Source organism: Viridibacillus sp. d25.2 (assembly GCF_055456015.2).
In genome coordinates this window covers 2,272,338-2,286,199 of record NZ_CM196652.1, presented here as the reverse complement: position 1 = coordinate 2,286,199, position 13,862 = coordinate 2,272,338, and the positions used below count along the sequence as shown (strand labels likewise).

The window sequence follows — 13,862 nt, the reverse complement described above, 5'->3', positions numbered from 1 at the left end:
GTTAGATGTCTTTTTAGTAATCACTATCTTATACTTTAAAACGTTGTGTTAATGTTTGTAATTCTACTGCTTGTTGACTTAATTCTTGCACAACGCTATTTATTTCTTGCAATGTTGCATTTTGTTCTTCAACTGCACTTGAAATGGCGGCAGATTGTGATGAAGCAATTTCTGAGTTATTTGCTATTTCTTCTACAGAGGCCGATACTTCTTCAGTTCCTGCTGATAATTGTTCAGAAGTTGCTGTAATATCTTCCAGTTGAGTTGTCATTTGAGATACTGAGTCCACAATATGACCAAATGATTCACTCGCATTATCAATTACATAAACCCCTTGGCTGACATTCTTGAGACCCTCTGCAATTGAAGCTGCAACAATAGTCGTATCATTTTGAATCGTTTGTGTTAAATTGACAATTTGTGAAGCTGACCCTTTAGACCCTTCAGCTAGCTTACGCACTTCTTCAGCTACTACAGCAAATCCCTTACCATGCTCACCAGCTCGCGCTGCCTCGATAGCAGCATTCAATGCTAATAAGTTTGTTTGGTCTGTAATATCCGTAATGACATTAGTCATTTTTTGAATTTCGAGTGTTTGTGTCGTCAGTTTTTGTATTAGCTCATTTGTTTCGTTTGTAGAATTTGAAATGACATGCATTTGTTGTTTTGCAACTTCTAAAATCTTAGTACCATCACTAGCTATTTTTGTTGTATCGACTGCATGATCAAATAACAATTGTGAAGCTTCAGCTATTCGACTTACTCCAACCGCTGTTTCTTGCATAGCAGTAGCACTATCTTTCGCTATTTCAACAGAATCTACAGCACTTTTTGAAGTTTGTTCAACACTGTTCGAAACACCTTCTGCAGCTTGTGAAACTTCAGTTGTACTTGCTGATAATTCTTCAATCGCCGCACTTAATTGACTTGTATTATCCGAAATACTACTGATTAATTCCTTTAAATAGCGCTTCATTTGATTGAAAGATACTGCTAACTGACCAACTTCATCCTTTGATTTAAAATCAAAATCCGAATGCGTTAAATCTCCAGTAGCAATTAAATTTGAACCTTTCACAATTTCTAACAAAGGATTAGCAACCGTTTTCTTAATGAATATGATGAAGAAAATCGCTAGAATAATACTAAGTAAAGAAATTAGACTTACTAGATACATAGCTTGTTGCGCTATATTATGAACATTTGCATTCTCTTTATCTAATTCTTTTTTCTGAAAATCCATAATTTCAATAGCAGCTTCTAAAATCTTCATATTTGCTACCGCTCCAACTTCTTTCACTTCTTTATAAGCAGCATCTTTATTTCCTTTTTCATATTCTGTAATGACTAAACTTACAGCATTATTGAATTTTTCATTGTTTTCATTAATATCCGACATATATGTATCCATTTGTTCAGACATTTTTTTGTCATTTAGCTCAGTTATTGCCTGATCAAGTTTTTGTTGATAGCTCTGTAATTTTTCTTTTTCCGTATCATTTCCTTCTAATATATAAGAACGTAAATGCAATCCCTGCATTCCTAAATTGAATTGAATATCATTCGCTAGCTGTATCTTTTCAAAACGATCCTTCGTTACTTCGTCGATAGCATCTTCGACAGTAGATAAACGATTATAGTTAAATACCAATATCACTAACATCATGACAATCATTGTAATAAAGCCTATACTAATTTTCTTTTGAATAGACATTTGCCTAACCCCTCGCATCTTCAAATTAAGTAAAACATATTAGCACGTTATATTTCTACACTTGTAACTGAAATATAGTGTATTAATAACATAACTATAGCATTATGTTTAGTCATAATTACTGATTCAATTGAACTAATAATTAGAGTTATATCTTAATTTTTTATATACACAAGGATACGATGCTGAACTAAAGGATTATTAAATTGTTAAAAATTACATTAGAAATTATTGGTAACAACTTTTTTGCTATGACAAACTCTTTTACTATGGTTTTCCATATGAACTTTAAAAGAAGAGTTCTGCCTTCCTATTTAAGATCTCATTTAACACTTCTATTCATCAAATTGCCCACGTTTATATTGCTCTATCAAATAATTCTTTAAAAACTCTCTGCAGCTATTGGAAAGCTCGCTTTTTGTAGGATGAATCACATCCCCATATGGCAACTCCCCTACAAAGCGTACCATACCAGTAAATTCTCTTTTCACCTCATCGTCATATCCAGAAAATTTTACAAAGCAAGTTTGCGGACCATTATGTGCAAAGTCAACGATCATTACTTTATGATTGACCATTATTTCACCTCCTCAACATCTAAAGGGTCCATCGCGATTTAAAGACGCAATGGACCTTTTAGGTGTTACCCTATTTCGTAGTTCCTTCATTATACTTTCTAACATTTTGGATTTCTTTCAGACAAAATAAAATCAGAAGAATACAAGCAATCATAAAATAATTAGCTTAGGGGTAAATCCATTGTTCAAAACAATCGCTCTATACAAGAAAATCGCAAAATTGACGCCCCCTGCCCCTAGGTGTAAGTAATTTAGACAAATTAATCACCTCCAAATTAGAAACTTATCTATTATTAATACTTGGAATTGCACTAACTAATTCTTTAATCTTCATTCATTTTTTTCTAATAAATTTAACATTCTTTATTGCATTTGCTACATTCAAAAAATTTTAAAGAGCTCCTTCTATCCATCATATCAAATTGAAAAGTGGAGTTAAATCTAAAAACAACACTTTGATTCATAAAAAAACACTCTGAATCATATAATTAAAGCGGTAAGTATTTTACGAAAAAAGTATATTAATGTAGAAATAGAGCGAATCAGGGAGAATATTCTGAAATTACACACATAGTTAGTTCGAACTATTTTTAATATTCTGAAATTATATTAATTATTATATTAAAAATACAATAAATATTTAATTTAATACTTTCCTCTTATATAAACAAATAAAGTATTGAAAAAGTCAAAAAAATACCATTATAATACTTTGTTAATCTAATATGTTAAATCTAACAATATTACTATTAAAAAGTTATTTCCCTAATTAAATATATTTTTGGATTTTATTTGTTTCTATGGAAATCTTTTTTTGTTATATTGAAATTAAGCTTTTCACAAGGGCTTATTATTTTAGATAAGGGGGATTTAAATGACTAAAAAGAAGAATTATTTATTGTTAACTCTTTTGGCAATGATTTCTTTGGTGCTAGCTGCTTGTAATTTTGGTGGCGACACGGCAAAGGATGACGAAAAAGAAAAAGAAACCGGCGGTGCGGCAAAAACAAAAGAAATTAATTTGGTTATTGCTTCAGAGCCACCTTCATTGAATCCACAATTAGCTACCGACAATGTTTCTGGAAGTATAATATCAAGCGTTTTCGAAGGTTTAACTCGTCTAGATAAAGATGCTAAACCAGAAAATGCAATGGCAGAAGACATTAAAATTAGTGATGATAAATTGACTTACACATTTAAATTACGTGATGCGAAATGGTCAAATGGTGATCCAGTTGTAGCAGGCGACTTTGAATACGCTTGGAAATTCGGATTAAATCCAGAAAATGCTTCTGAATATGCATCTCAACTTTACCCTATTAAAGGCGGCGAAGCTTATAACAATGGTGAAGGTTCTGCTGATGATGTTGCTATAAAAGTAGTAGATGAAAAAACGTTGGAAGTTACTTTAGAAAACCCAACACCGTACTTCCTTGAATTAACAGCATTCTACACTTATATGCCTGTTAACCAAAAAGTAGCTGAAGCAAACAAAGAATGGTACGCTGACGCTGGTAAGGATTATGTTACAAACGGACCATTTTCTTTAGCTGATTGGCAACACAATGCTTCAGTCACATTAAAGAAAAACGCTGACTACTGGGATAAAGACACAGTAAAACTTGACAAAGTAAATATCGGTATGGTTGAAAAAGATTCTACAGCAGTAACAAAGTTCAAAGCAGGAGAAATCGATTTTTTAGGTGCCCCTTTTCAAACGGTTGCACTTGATTCAATTGACGAATTCAAAAATGATAATTCATTAAATACTCCTGATTCCGCTTCAATTTATATGTATAAGATGAACACTAAAGGTAAATACACTAAAAACGTAAACATTCGTAAAGCACTAACGTTAGCGATTAATCGTCAAGAATTAGTTGACAAAGTAACTAAAGCTAATCAAAAACCTGCTCTAGGAATGGTTCCAATTGTAATTGCTGGTTTTGAAGAAGACCGTGGTTACTTCAAAGACAATGACATAGAAGGTGCAAAAGCGGCACTTGAAGCTGGTATGAAAGAACTTGGTATTAAAAAAGCATCTGACATTAAAATCGGTATTTCAATTAATACAAGTGAAGCACATGCTGCTATTGCACAATTTGTTCAAGAAGGCTGGAGTAAAAACCTAGGTATCAATGTAGCAATTGATAACTCAGAGTGGCAAGTATATCTAGATAAAATAGATAATCTGGATTACGACACGGGCCGTTTGGGCTGGGGTGCTGACTTTAATGATCCTTTCACTTTCCTTGAAATGTACTCAACTGCTAAAAACGGCAACAATGATACAGGTTGGGAAAATGCAGACTATAAAGCGCTTATTAAAAAATCAGTTTCTGAAGCAGATTCTGCTAAACGACTTAAATTGTTAAAACAAGCTGAAGGAATTGCTATGAAAGAATTCCCTATTGCACCAGTATATTACTACACAGCCCCATTTGTTAAAAAAGAAAAAGTAAAAAATATGGGCCCTGACCGTCTTGGTAATGTTCAGCTTAAATGGGTAGATATCGCTGAATAATATGCAAGCAGTACTAGCTGAATAAACAACTGTTTATTATTGTTTTATACCCTTTCTAACAGCAAAGAGTTGCCTCATAGCCGTTCACCCGGCTTATGAGACAGCTTTTTTTAAACTAACTTTTCTCTCGTTTGTCAATCGAAACATATAAGGAGGCTGTTCATGTGATCAACTATATTATGAAAAGACTTACGTATATTGTCCTTGCCCTTTTCGTTATTATATCAGCCACTTTTTTCTTAATGAGAATGGCACCAGGTAGTCCATTTGCAAGTGAAAAAAATTTCCCACCGCAAATTGAAGAACGTTTAAACGAAAAATATGGTTTAGATAACCCATGGTATATTCAATATAAGGATTATTTAATCGATTCTGCGACTTTTGATTTTGGTGAATCGATGAAATATAAGGCACGTTCTACAAATGATATGATTTCTGAAGGCTTCCCAATCTCGTTAACTTTAGGTATTGAAGCTATGCTTTTAGCTGTAGGTTTAGGCATACTTCTAGGTGTTATTTCTGCACTTTATCATAATCGTTTTCCAGATTATTTATCCACCACAATTGCTGTCTTGGGTATTTCCGTCCCCTCCTTTATATTAGCGGGTTTAATGCAGTATTTCTTAGCATTTAAACTAGGTTGGTTCCCAATCAGTGGATGGAAAGGTTTTATCTATAGTATATTGCCTGCTCTAGCCATTGCCATGACACATATGGGTTTTATCGCTAAACTGACACGTTCGAGTATGCTAGAGCAAAACAATAGTGATTACGTTAAAATGGCTCGAGCAAAAGGAATTGGAAAATGGACAATCGTTTTCCGTCATACTTTACGTAATGCTCTATTACCAGTCGTTACATATCTTGGACCTTTAACTGCTGGTGTTGTAACTGGTAGTTTTATCGTAGAACAAATTTTTGCAATTCCTGGACTTGGTAAACACTTCGTACAAAGTATTACGAACCGTGACTACACAGTTATTATGGGTACGACGGTATTCTATTCTATCATCCTACTATTTGCGGTACTTATCGTAGACATTTTATACGGCATTATCGATCCGCGAATTAAGCTGAGAGGAGCGAAAAAATAATGTCACAACAACAATTGGAAAAAATCGATAAAGACCTTTTTAAAGTGGTCGGAGGAAATCATGAGGAAACGGAAAGGCTTGCAGATAAATCTGTATCCTTTTGGAAAGAAGTTTTTTTACGATTTTCTCATAATAAATTAGCCATTTTCGGCTTAATTGCAATATTCATTATTATTCTAATGGCCATTTTTGTACCTGTATTTTCACAATTTAATTATCGTGAACAGCTTGGACTTTACAACACTGCCCCTTCAGCTACGCATTGGTTTGGTACAGATGATTTGGGTCGTGATGTATTCGTACGTGTTTGGGAAGGCGCAAGAATTTCTCTATTCATCGGCATTACGGCTGCAGTCATTGATTTAATTATCGGTGTGCTATGGGGTAGTATTTCAGGCCTTGCAGGTGGACGTGTTGATAATATTATGATGCGTATCGCTGACGTATTAACAGCTGTACCGTACTTATTAGTTGTGATCGTACTATTAGTTGTTTTACAGCCTGGTTTAGTACCAATGATTATAGCGCTATCGATTACTGGTTGGATTAACATGGCCCGTATTGTTCGTGGTGAAGTATTATCCATCAAAAACCAGGAATACGTACTGGCTGCCAGAACTTTAGGTGCCAATACAAAACATTTAATTATAAAACATTTAATCCCAAATGCATTAGGCGCTATTTTAGTAACAATGACACTAACTATTCCAACAGCTATCTTTACAGAGTCATTCTTAAGTTATTTAGGCTTAGGTGTTCCTGCTCCAACAGCGAGCTGGGGAACAATGGCATCTGAAGGTAATAACGCCATCACAAATGCTCCTTGGCGTTTGTTTTTCCCTGCTACATTAATTTCAATTACCATCTTCGCATTTAATGCGGTTGGAGATGGATTGCGTGACGCATTAGATCCAAAATTACGGAAATAAGGAGGGTGTCAAGAATGAGTGATCCGATCTTACAAGTACAAGATTTAAAAATCAACTTTAAAACGTATGCGGGTATTGTACAAGCAGTGCGCGGTGTCAATTTTGAATTAAAAGCAGGCGAAACACTTGCAATTGTAGGAGAATCCGGTTCCGGTAAGAGTGTTACGAGTAACGCGCTAATGAAATTGATTCCACAGCCTCCTGGCATATATGAATCTGGTAAAATCCTATTCAATGGTCGTGATCTAATTCCACTATCTGATAAACAGATGTCAAAAATACGGGGCAATGAAATCGCGATGATTTTCCAAGATCCAATGACTTCTTTAAACCCAACAATGCGGATTGGTAGACAGATTACAGAAGTTATATTGCAACATAAGAAAATTTCACGCTCTGAGGCTAAAAAGCGTGCTATTGAGTTACTAACACAAGTAGGTATTCCTATGCCGGAAAAACGTTATAAACAATATCCACATGAATTTTCAGGCGGCATGCGTCAACGTGTTGTAATTGCGATTGCATTAGCAGCGAATCCGAAATTATTAATCGCCGATGAACCGACAACTGCTCTTGATGTAACGATTCAAGCACAAATTTTGGAACTTATGAAGGAAATCCAAAAAACAAGCAATACTTCGATTATCTTTATTACCCATGATTTAGGTGTTGTAGCAAACGTCGCAGACCGCGTTGCGGTTATGTATGCGGGCCAAATCGTTGAATACGGTACAGTAAATGAAATTTTCTACAATCCAAAGCATCCATACACTTGGGGTTTACTTGGCTCAATGCCAGATATTGATAGTAATTCAGATGAATTATTACGTACGATTCCAGGATCACCACCAGATTTAATCCATCCGCCAAAGGGTGATGCATTTGCAGCACGCAATGAATTTGCACTAGCAATTGATTATGAAAAAGAACCGCCAATGTTCCAAATAAGTGAAACACATTTTGCAAAAACGTGGTTATTGCATCCTGATGCACCTAAAATTCCAATTCCTGAAGCCGTCTCAAAACGAATTGAAGGTTATTTGGCAAAGGAGGATCAATTGAATGTCTAAAAAACTACTCGAAATCAAAAACCTAACACAACATTTTGGCTCATCGAATAACCCAATTAAAGCTGTCGACGGCATTAGCTTCGACATTTATGCAGGTGAAACACTTGGACTTGTTGGAGAGTCAGGTTGTGGAAAATCGACGACCGGGCGCTCCATTATCCGCCTATATGATATTACAGGCGGCGAAGTTATCTTTGATGGCAAAGATGTACATGGCAAAAAAACTGCTAAAGAATTGAAGCAATTCAATCGTGAAATGCAAATGATTTTCCAAGATCCATATGCTTCACTAAATCCAAGAATGACAGCTGGTGAAATTATTAGTGAAGGCTTTGATATTCATGGTCTTTACAAAAACAAAAAAGAACGTCGTGAAAAAGTAGCCTCTTTACTTGAAGCTGTTGGTCTAAATAAAGAACATGCAAATCGCTATGCACATGAATTTTCAGGCGGACAACGCCAACGGATTGGTATTGCACGTGCGCTTAGCTTAAATCCAAGCTTCATCATTGCAGACGAACCGATTTCAGCACTTGACGTATCGATTCAGGCACAAGTTGTGAACTTATTAAAACAGCTACAAAAAGAGCATAACTTAACATATTTATTCATCGCTCATGATCTTTCGATGGTGAAATATATAAGTGATCGTATTGCTGTTATGTACAGTGGAAAAATCGTTGAAATTGGACTAGCAGATGATATTTATCATTCTCCTGTCCATCCATATACGAAATCCTTGCTCTCGGCTATTCCATTACCTGATCCACTGTCAGAATCAAGACGTACACGAACCCCTTATGTACATGAAGAAGTAGATGAAAGCGCTTCATTCTATGAAGTTGCTGACAAACACTATGTTTATGGTACAGCTGCTTCTTTAAAGAAATGGCAAAATACTTAAAAACATAACGAAACCACCGGTCATTATATGAACGGTGGTTTTTCAATATGTTAGTAGCTGTATAAATAGTTTTCTTTTACTTCTGTTTTCTGCTTCACTTTAAGCCATTTTGAACGTTATTCAGCCAATTGTTGAAGATAGTACCGCTAGCTGATGTTCTACCTAGCAATTGCATTACTACCTTTGCAACGACTATATACCCTATTAAGTATATCATTCCCCTTAAATCCAACTAACGCATTTGTCTTCTTTTGTTTCGTTTTAATAATAACAAGAAGGCTGCACCTAGTTTTCTTCTATTAAGAGAAGAAAATTTAATTCAATTCATTGTACAGCTCGATTTACCTCTAAGAAAAAACCTCAAAGGAGTCCTTAGAGGTTTTGCACGCTATATTTACTGCTGGTTTCAAATCTATTAATATCTTTTTAAGTATCTAAAATTATACATTTAAAATATCAACATTTGTTAACTCTGCTTCACGTGAAAGACGTGTTAATTGCATTTTAAGAATATTATTATGTCTTACCTTCATAATTATTTTCTTAAAACCTGGTTCATTATACATTTTAAAAGTCTCACTAAGGTTATCTATAAGATCTGGCGTTACAACTTTCATCGCAGTACAATCTATATCTAAGACAAATAATTTAGAATCAATTGTTTTTGTAAGCCTTTTAAAATCTTCAGTAAATTCCCCAGCCTGTTCTAATGTCATTTTATCATTAACGACAACAGTAATTACTTTCATTACTTTGTCCTCATTAATTTCATAACCTACCATATATCCTCCCCCTATAAATACTGATTTTACATGTTTTCCAGGATAATATCGTTTTTCCCTATAGTTTTAATTAAATCGTTTATTAATATGTAGAATGGTACTCAATAAAGAAATTATATTCTTTGTAAACAAAAACACATACGGCATCGATATATTTCAATGCAGTAAGTGTTTTCTTATTTGTTATATAGATTCGATAACGACATCTTTAGCAACAATAGAAAATTCAGCTAAAGGGCTATCAAATAGAACATTTAACCTAAAACCAGTATCAACCATTGAAACCTCTTCATATAACCACCATGACCCCTTTTTGACCGGTGCTGTACATTTAAATTCACTGACATCTACGAAAGTAATCGTTAACCTATCAGTATCGTGATACGTGTTTTCTAAATTCAACTCGATAGTAAATGTTTGGTCAGAATTTCTTTCAATCGCTTGAATTGTTGCATCATGAAACGAGCTAACAAATAGTTCTTTTGTCGTTTTTGAAAGTTTACTTTCAGCTACTATAAAATCTGCAGCACATTTTTCGAATTTTTCATTTGTCAAAGTTTCAAACTTCTCCAACCAGTTTTTTGCCATATTGCGCAATTTTTCACTTGGTGCACCATCGATGATAGAGCCATCTAGAATATAAGGATGGAATTCTTCAGGTAAAAATCTTAACAATTTGTCTTGATCGCGTTGTAATTCCATTTTGCGTTCCTGTTCTAAATCGATATCGTATTCTCTATAATAAGCTTTTTCCTCTTCCCAATCTTCTATTGTAACAAGGAAAAATAAATAATTGGATAATTGATTTTCTTCAAACCATTTCTTTGTAAAATATTTCATAAATCCAGTCCCTTCCATTGGAACAACTTTTATAAACTTCTGAAAAACAAAGATAAAGAGAAAAATTTGTGTGAAAAAAAAGACATGGGTAAACAATGGGTTTATATATAGACTAACGAGGTGTCTATAATTCTAATTTATATTTACATATATTATTATACATCCTTTATTTTCCTTGTAAATATATAAAATATAAAATTATGGTAATAATGTAAAATTTATTTTGTGTCGTTCACAAAATAGGTACATTATAATGAGTATTTTATAATATGAAAATTCAAATATAAGTAAATTGTGATATGATTACAGTAACCATATAGGAAGCGTCAATCGACTAGATTCTATATTGGTCCAAAATCTAGGGGGTTTTTATATGAGCTTATTTAATATTAAACATACGGAAGGCATTCACAGCATTACAGATGTCAAAAAACATAAGAACAATATTGAATTACATACTGTTACGGGCGAAGAACTATATATCGTTGCCTTTTCTGATGAAACATATACAGTGTACGATGATCGTTTTGCAGGTGCTTCTAAGCAAATGAATTCAATCGAAGCTTATGAAATAGATGGAAGCTTCCGCAACCTAGACTTCGATGCAATGCGTAGTCTATTTTCGAACTCATTCAATCGCTTAATGGATGAGCTTTCACTTTATGTAGGTTCTAATAAACTAGTTAATCTGGATGATGTAAAAGAGGAAATTACAAAGGAAATTAAAGGGATTCATTTTAAAATCATTACAGATACAAAAAAATATCAATACTAACTGTGTAAAGCTGCCCCCATTGGTGCAGCTTTTTTCTTTTAACGATTCTGGAAAACTCGGAAAATTCTAAACAAAAACGATGTATATGATACTGCAGATTCGAATTTTATTTATTATGCCGCTTCAAGAAGAAACACTTAAAGCACAGCATATTTCTTTAAAGGAAACAAAATTAAGATATTGGTTAAATTGATTGATATTCGCCTGATGTGCACAAACTGAAAGGCTATAGTCCCTATCGATCATATATTGTTTGCAACTATAATCAGTAATTGGTTTACCTATAAGTACATCCGTTAATTGAATACAATCATGGTTATGTTTTTTTACATTAAAAGAATTTAAGGGAATAGACAGTCCTTTACCAATCGCTTTGATATAACTTTCTTTTAAGGTCCATATATCATAAAAAGCATGAATTCCATCCTCTTTGGCGTTCAACAAATCCCTATATTCTTCTTCTGTAAAAAGTCCCATTGCAAGCTGCAAGTCAAATGGTCCTACTTTTTCTATATCCACACCAACTTCTTCTTCATGAACAGCACAAACCACGTACTCACCTGAATGGGAAATATTGTAGTAAAAAGAAGGAAACCCACATAAAAAAGGTTTGCCATAAGCATTGATTCCCACTTCTAATTCCCCTACACTAGAACCGTATCGTTCTTTTAGAATAATACGTACCATCAGGTTTCCTATCAATGAGCGGTACGCATCATCCACCTTCTTGAATTTCCTCACTCGATTTTGCATTTCCGCTGAAACATAAGCAAGCAAACTGTTTAGAGTCGCTTTCTCTCTCTTTGCAGGTAATTTACAAATATAGACTTCAATCAATTCTCCTACCTCCCTACCTCTTAACTGACCGATAAATTGAGAGTCAAAATGTTAGAAAACAAAGAGGGGGTGCTGTTTAAAATCACAGCAACCCGCCATTAACAAAAAAACATTTTTAAAAATCGAATTACTCACTCACTCTTCTGGCTGGTTCTATATGAGAAGGTTTGGCAGTGCCCTGTTTCGACATAACCGCCTTAAAATCTTCCTTCCTTAAACTTAGCGCAAATAATAGAGCTATTATGAGGAAAACTGCCGAACCGAGTAGAGCGATTTGATAGGATGCCAAATTAAAAGATTCTCCACCAGTTGTTTCCACCGATCCAGTGCCCACCGCCCCCAAAATGCTAGCTAATATGGCTACACCAATGGCAGAGCCAATTCTGTTTTGAACATTGAACAATGTAGTTGCCCTCCCCATAGCAGCAGAAGTGATATTAGTAAAAGTTGAAAACTGTACTGCAACCACAGTATGTCCCAAGCATATGCCTACGCTAAACAATAGGATCCGAAGGAACCAAGAATTCGCTGTCGGACCAACAATGCTTATCAGTGAAAAAATCATAGCGGTCAACAGTAGTCCTATCCAAATCACCTGGTGTATGCCAAGTTTCTTGGAAGTCCAAGGCATCATTCTAGATGCAACCATTAAACCCAGTGCCTCTGGAAAAGTAGCAAGTCCACTTTCTAAAGCTGTGGCATTCGTTGCATTTTGGTACATTAATGGGAACACAAAGAGCAACCCCAATAAGCCGGCCATTGAAAATAATGAAACGATACCTAATGTCCGAAACAGTCGATCAGATAATAAACGCAAATCGAGCATTGGTTTATTCACACGCAACTCAATTAGAACAAACGAACAAACAAATACGAAACCTACAAATCCTGTAACCATGATGACAGGGGAACCCCATCCTTTAGATGGCCCTATACTCAGTGCATACATCAACATAGAAAATCCTGCTGCCGATAGCAAGAAGCCAGGGAGGTCCAACCTACCAGTGGCGGGCTCCTTATGTTCTTTTAAAAACAGTAAGCCGAATAACAAGACGATAATTCCGAAAGGGACATTTATATAAAACGCCCAGCGCCATGTCAGTTGTTCCGCAAAGAATCCGCCAACGATCGGACCAATGGCTGGTGCGAAGGCAATGGGAAGCACAAGGGACCTGGATACCTTAGGTCGTTCTTCTGGAGAGAACGTTCTAAATAAAATGGCCATTCCAACTGGTGTCAGGACACCACCTCCTGCCCCCTGCAACACCCGGAACAAGTTCAAAGTTTGAAGGTTATTAGCGAATCCGCATAAAAGGGAGGCGGTCGTGAAGACTCCTAAGGCCATCAAGAAGATTTTCTTGGTCCCAAAACGATCACCAAGCCAACCAGCTACAGGGAGGAATACTGCCAGACTAACTAAATATCCGACGTTAATGCCACTCGTTGACGAGGGCTCGATGTGAAATTCCTTACTGATCGTTGGCAAGATTACATTGACAATCGTCCCGTCCATTGAAACCATGAACATCGCTGCGACATAAACGATGCTTACTACTAATTTAGGGTCAAGCTGTTTCCTTGCTTTCACTTTGTCCCATCACTGCTGGCAACTAATTTCAAGCTTTTGGGCTGCAAATCTGTCCAGTTCTTGTTAATGTACTCCAAGCAATCCTGCCGGCTTTCCTCCCGGTATATGATGGACCAGCCTTCTGGAATAACCAGAAAGGCGGGCCAAAGGGAATGCTGACCTTCTTCATTTATCAATACGTTATAGATACCATTTTCATTCTCGAAAGGGTTGGTCATCCGTTATTT

14 protein-coding genes are annotated in these 13,862 nt (G+C 35.3%); 6 read left to right on the top strand and 8 right to left on the bottom strand.

Annotated features, from left to right (window positions below):
* Nucleotides 1-28 precede the first annotated feature (28 nt).
* Complete coding sequence (locus ACZLO7_RS11535) at nt 29-1,714, bottom strand: methyl-accepting chemotaxis protein (RefSeq protein WP_464939289.1); 1,686 nt, start codon at nt 1,712-1,714, stop codon at nt 29-31.
* Nucleotides 1,715-2,049: 335 nt separating this feature from the next.
* Entirely contained in the window at nt 2,050-2,292 is a 243-nt protein-coding gene (locus ACZLO7_RS11530) for a hypothetical protein (protein ID WP_464939288.1), read from the bottom strand.
* Between the two features lie 874 nt (nt 2,293-3,166).
* On the opposite strand from ACZLO7_RS11530, the gene ACZLO7_RS11525 reads away from it, so the two are divergent.
* From ACZLO7_RS11525 to ACZLO7_RS11505, 5 genes are all read left to right on the top strand, one after another.
* A complete protein-coding gene (locus ACZLO7_RS11525) occupies nt 3,167-4,816 on the top strand; it encodes a peptide ABC transporter substrate-binding protein (RefSeq protein WP_464939287.1) in 1,650 nt (549 codons plus the stop codon).
* A gap of 164 nt (nt 4,817-4,980) precedes the next feature.
* Nucleotides 4,981-5,910: an ABC transporter permease gene (locus ACZLO7_RS11520; protein ID WP_464939286.1), complete on the top strand. Its 930-nt coding sequence runs from the start codon at nt 4,981-4,983 to the stop codon at nt 5,908-5,910.
* The gene (locus ACZLO7_RS11515) at nt 5,910-6,839 is read left to right on the top strand and encodes an ABC transporter permease (RefSeq protein ID WP_464939285.1); all 930 of its coding nucleotides are present in this window, start codon (nt 5,910-5,912) and stop codon (nt 6,837-6,839) included. The genes ACZLO7_RS11520 and ACZLO7_RS11515 overlap by 1 nt, the downstream gene beginning before the upstream one ends.
* Before the next feature lie 14 nt (nt 6,840-6,853).
* On the top strand, nt 6,854-7,909 hold the full coding sequence (locus ACZLO7_RS11510) for an ABC transporter ATP-binding protein (protein WP_464939284.1): 1,056 nt from the start codon (nt 6,854-6,856) through the stop codon (nt 7,907-7,909).
* A complete protein-coding gene (locus tag ACZLO7_RS11505) occupies nt 7,902-8,813 on the top strand; it encodes an ABC transporter ATP-binding protein (RefSeq protein WP_464939283.1) in 912 nt (303 codons plus the stop codon). The genes ACZLO7_RS11510 and ACZLO7_RS11505 overlap by 8 nt, the downstream gene beginning before the upstream one ends.
* A gap of 94 nt (nt 8,814-8,907) precedes the next feature.
* Here the strand turns inward: ACZLO7_RS11505 and ACZLO7_RS11500 are convergent, their stop codons facing one another.
* The 3 genes from ACZLO7_RS11500 to ACZLO7_RS11490 all read right to left on the bottom strand — a co-directional run bounded on the left by ACZLO7_RS11500 (nt 8,908) and on the right by ACZLO7_RS11490 (nt 10,435).
* Entirely contained in the window at nt 8,908-9,030 is a 123-nt protein-coding gene (locus ACZLO7_RS11500; RefSeq protein WP_464939282.1) for a hypothetical protein, read from the bottom strand.
* 223 nt (nt 9,031-9,253) lie between these two features.
* Nucleotides 9,254-9,595, bottom strand: coding sequence for a hypothetical protein (locus tag ACZLO7_RS11495; RefSeq protein WP_464939281.1), 342 nt, complete (start codon nt 9,593-9,595; stop codon nt 9,254-9,256).
* Between the two features lie 183 nt (nt 9,596-9,778).
* Nucleotides 9,779-10,435: a DUF4085 family protein gene (locus tag ACZLO7_RS11490; protein ID WP_464939280.1), complete on the bottom strand. Its 657-nt coding sequence runs from the start codon at nt 10,433-10,435 to the stop codon at nt 9,779-9,781.
* A gap of 373 nt (nt 10,436-10,808) precedes the next feature.
* Here ACZLO7_RS11490 and ACZLO7_RS11485 point away from each other — a divergent pair, with 373 nt between their 5' ends.
* Nucleotides 10,809-11,210: a hypothetical protein gene (locus ACZLO7_RS11485; protein ID WP_427751793.1), complete on the top strand. Its 402-nt coding sequence runs from the start codon at nt 10,809-10,811 to the stop codon at nt 11,208-11,210.
* Nucleotides 11,211-11,333: 123 nt separating this feature from the next.
* Here the strand turns inward: ACZLO7_RS11485 and ACZLO7_RS11480 are convergent, their stop codons facing one another.
* The 3 genes from ACZLO7_RS11480 to ACZLO7_RS11470 all read right to left on the bottom strand — a co-directional run bounded on the left by ACZLO7_RS11480 (nt 11,334) and on the right by ACZLO7_RS11470 (nt 13,853).
* A complete protein-coding gene (locus ACZLO7_RS11480; RefSeq protein WP_464939279.1) occupies nt 11,334-12,047 on the bottom strand; it encodes a 4'-phosphopantetheinyl transferase family protein in 714 nt (237 codons plus the stop codon).
* A gap of 127 nt (nt 12,048-12,174) precedes the next feature.
* A complete protein-coding gene (locus ACZLO7_RS11475; protein ID WP_464939278.1) occupies nt 12,175-13,635 on the bottom strand; it encodes an MDR family MFS transporter in 1,461 nt (486 codons plus the stop codon).
* Nucleotides 13,632-13,853 (bottom strand): MbtH family protein, encoded by a 222-nt coding sequence (locus tag ACZLO7_RS11470; protein ID WP_464939277.1) that lies wholly within the window; start codon nt 13,851-13,853, stop codon nt 13,632-13,634. The genes ACZLO7_RS11475 and ACZLO7_RS11470 overlap by 4 nt, the downstream gene beginning before the upstream one ends.
* Between the last annotated feature and the right edge of the window lie 9 nt (nt 13,854-13,862).

Bases quoted from the DNA above. Each gene is read 5' to 3' on its own strand.
- ACZLO7_RS11535 (WP_464939289.1), bottom strand. From the start codon at position 1,714: ATGTCTATTCAAAAGAAAATTAGTATAGGCTTTATTACAATGATTGTC.
- ACZLO7_RS11530 (WP_464939288.1), bottom strand. From the start codon at position 2,292: ATGGTCAATCATAAAGTAATGATCGTTGACTTTGCACATAATGGTCCG.
- ACZLO7_RS11525 (WP_464939287.1), top strand. From the start codon at position 3,167: ATGACTAAAAAGAAGAATTATTTATTGTTAACTCTTTTGGCAATGATT.
- ACZLO7_RS11515 (WP_464939285.1), top strand. From the start codon at position 5,910: ATGTCACAACAACAATTGGAAAAAATCGATAAAGACCTTTTTAAAGTG.
- ACZLO7_RS11510 (WP_464939284.1), top strand. From the start codon at position 6,854: ATGAGTGATCCGATCTTACAAGTACAAGATTTAAAAATCAACTTTAAA.
- ACZLO7_RS11505 (WP_464939283.1), top strand. From the start codon at position 7,902: ATGTCTAAAAAACTACTCGAAATCAAAAACCTAACACAACATTTTGGC.
- ACZLO7_RS11500 (WP_464939282.1), bottom strand. From the start codon at position 9,030: ATGATATACTTAATAGGGTATATAGTCGTTGCAAAGGTAGTAATGCAA.
- ACZLO7_RS11495 (WP_464939281.1), bottom strand. From the start codon at position 9,595: ATGGTAGGTTATGAAATTAATGAGGACAAAGTAATGAAAGTAATTACT.
- ACZLO7_RS11490 (WP_464939280.1), bottom strand. From the start codon at position 10,435: ATGAAATATTTTACAAAGAAATGGTTTGAAGAAAATCAATTATCCAAT.
- ACZLO7_RS11485 (WP_427751793.1), top strand. From the start codon at position 10,809: ATGAGCTTATTTAATATTAAACATACGGAAGGCATTCACAGCATTACA.
- ACZLO7_RS11470 (WP_464939277.1), bottom strand. From the start codon at position 13,853: ATGACCAACCCTTTCGAGAATGAAAATGGTATCTATAACGTATTGATA.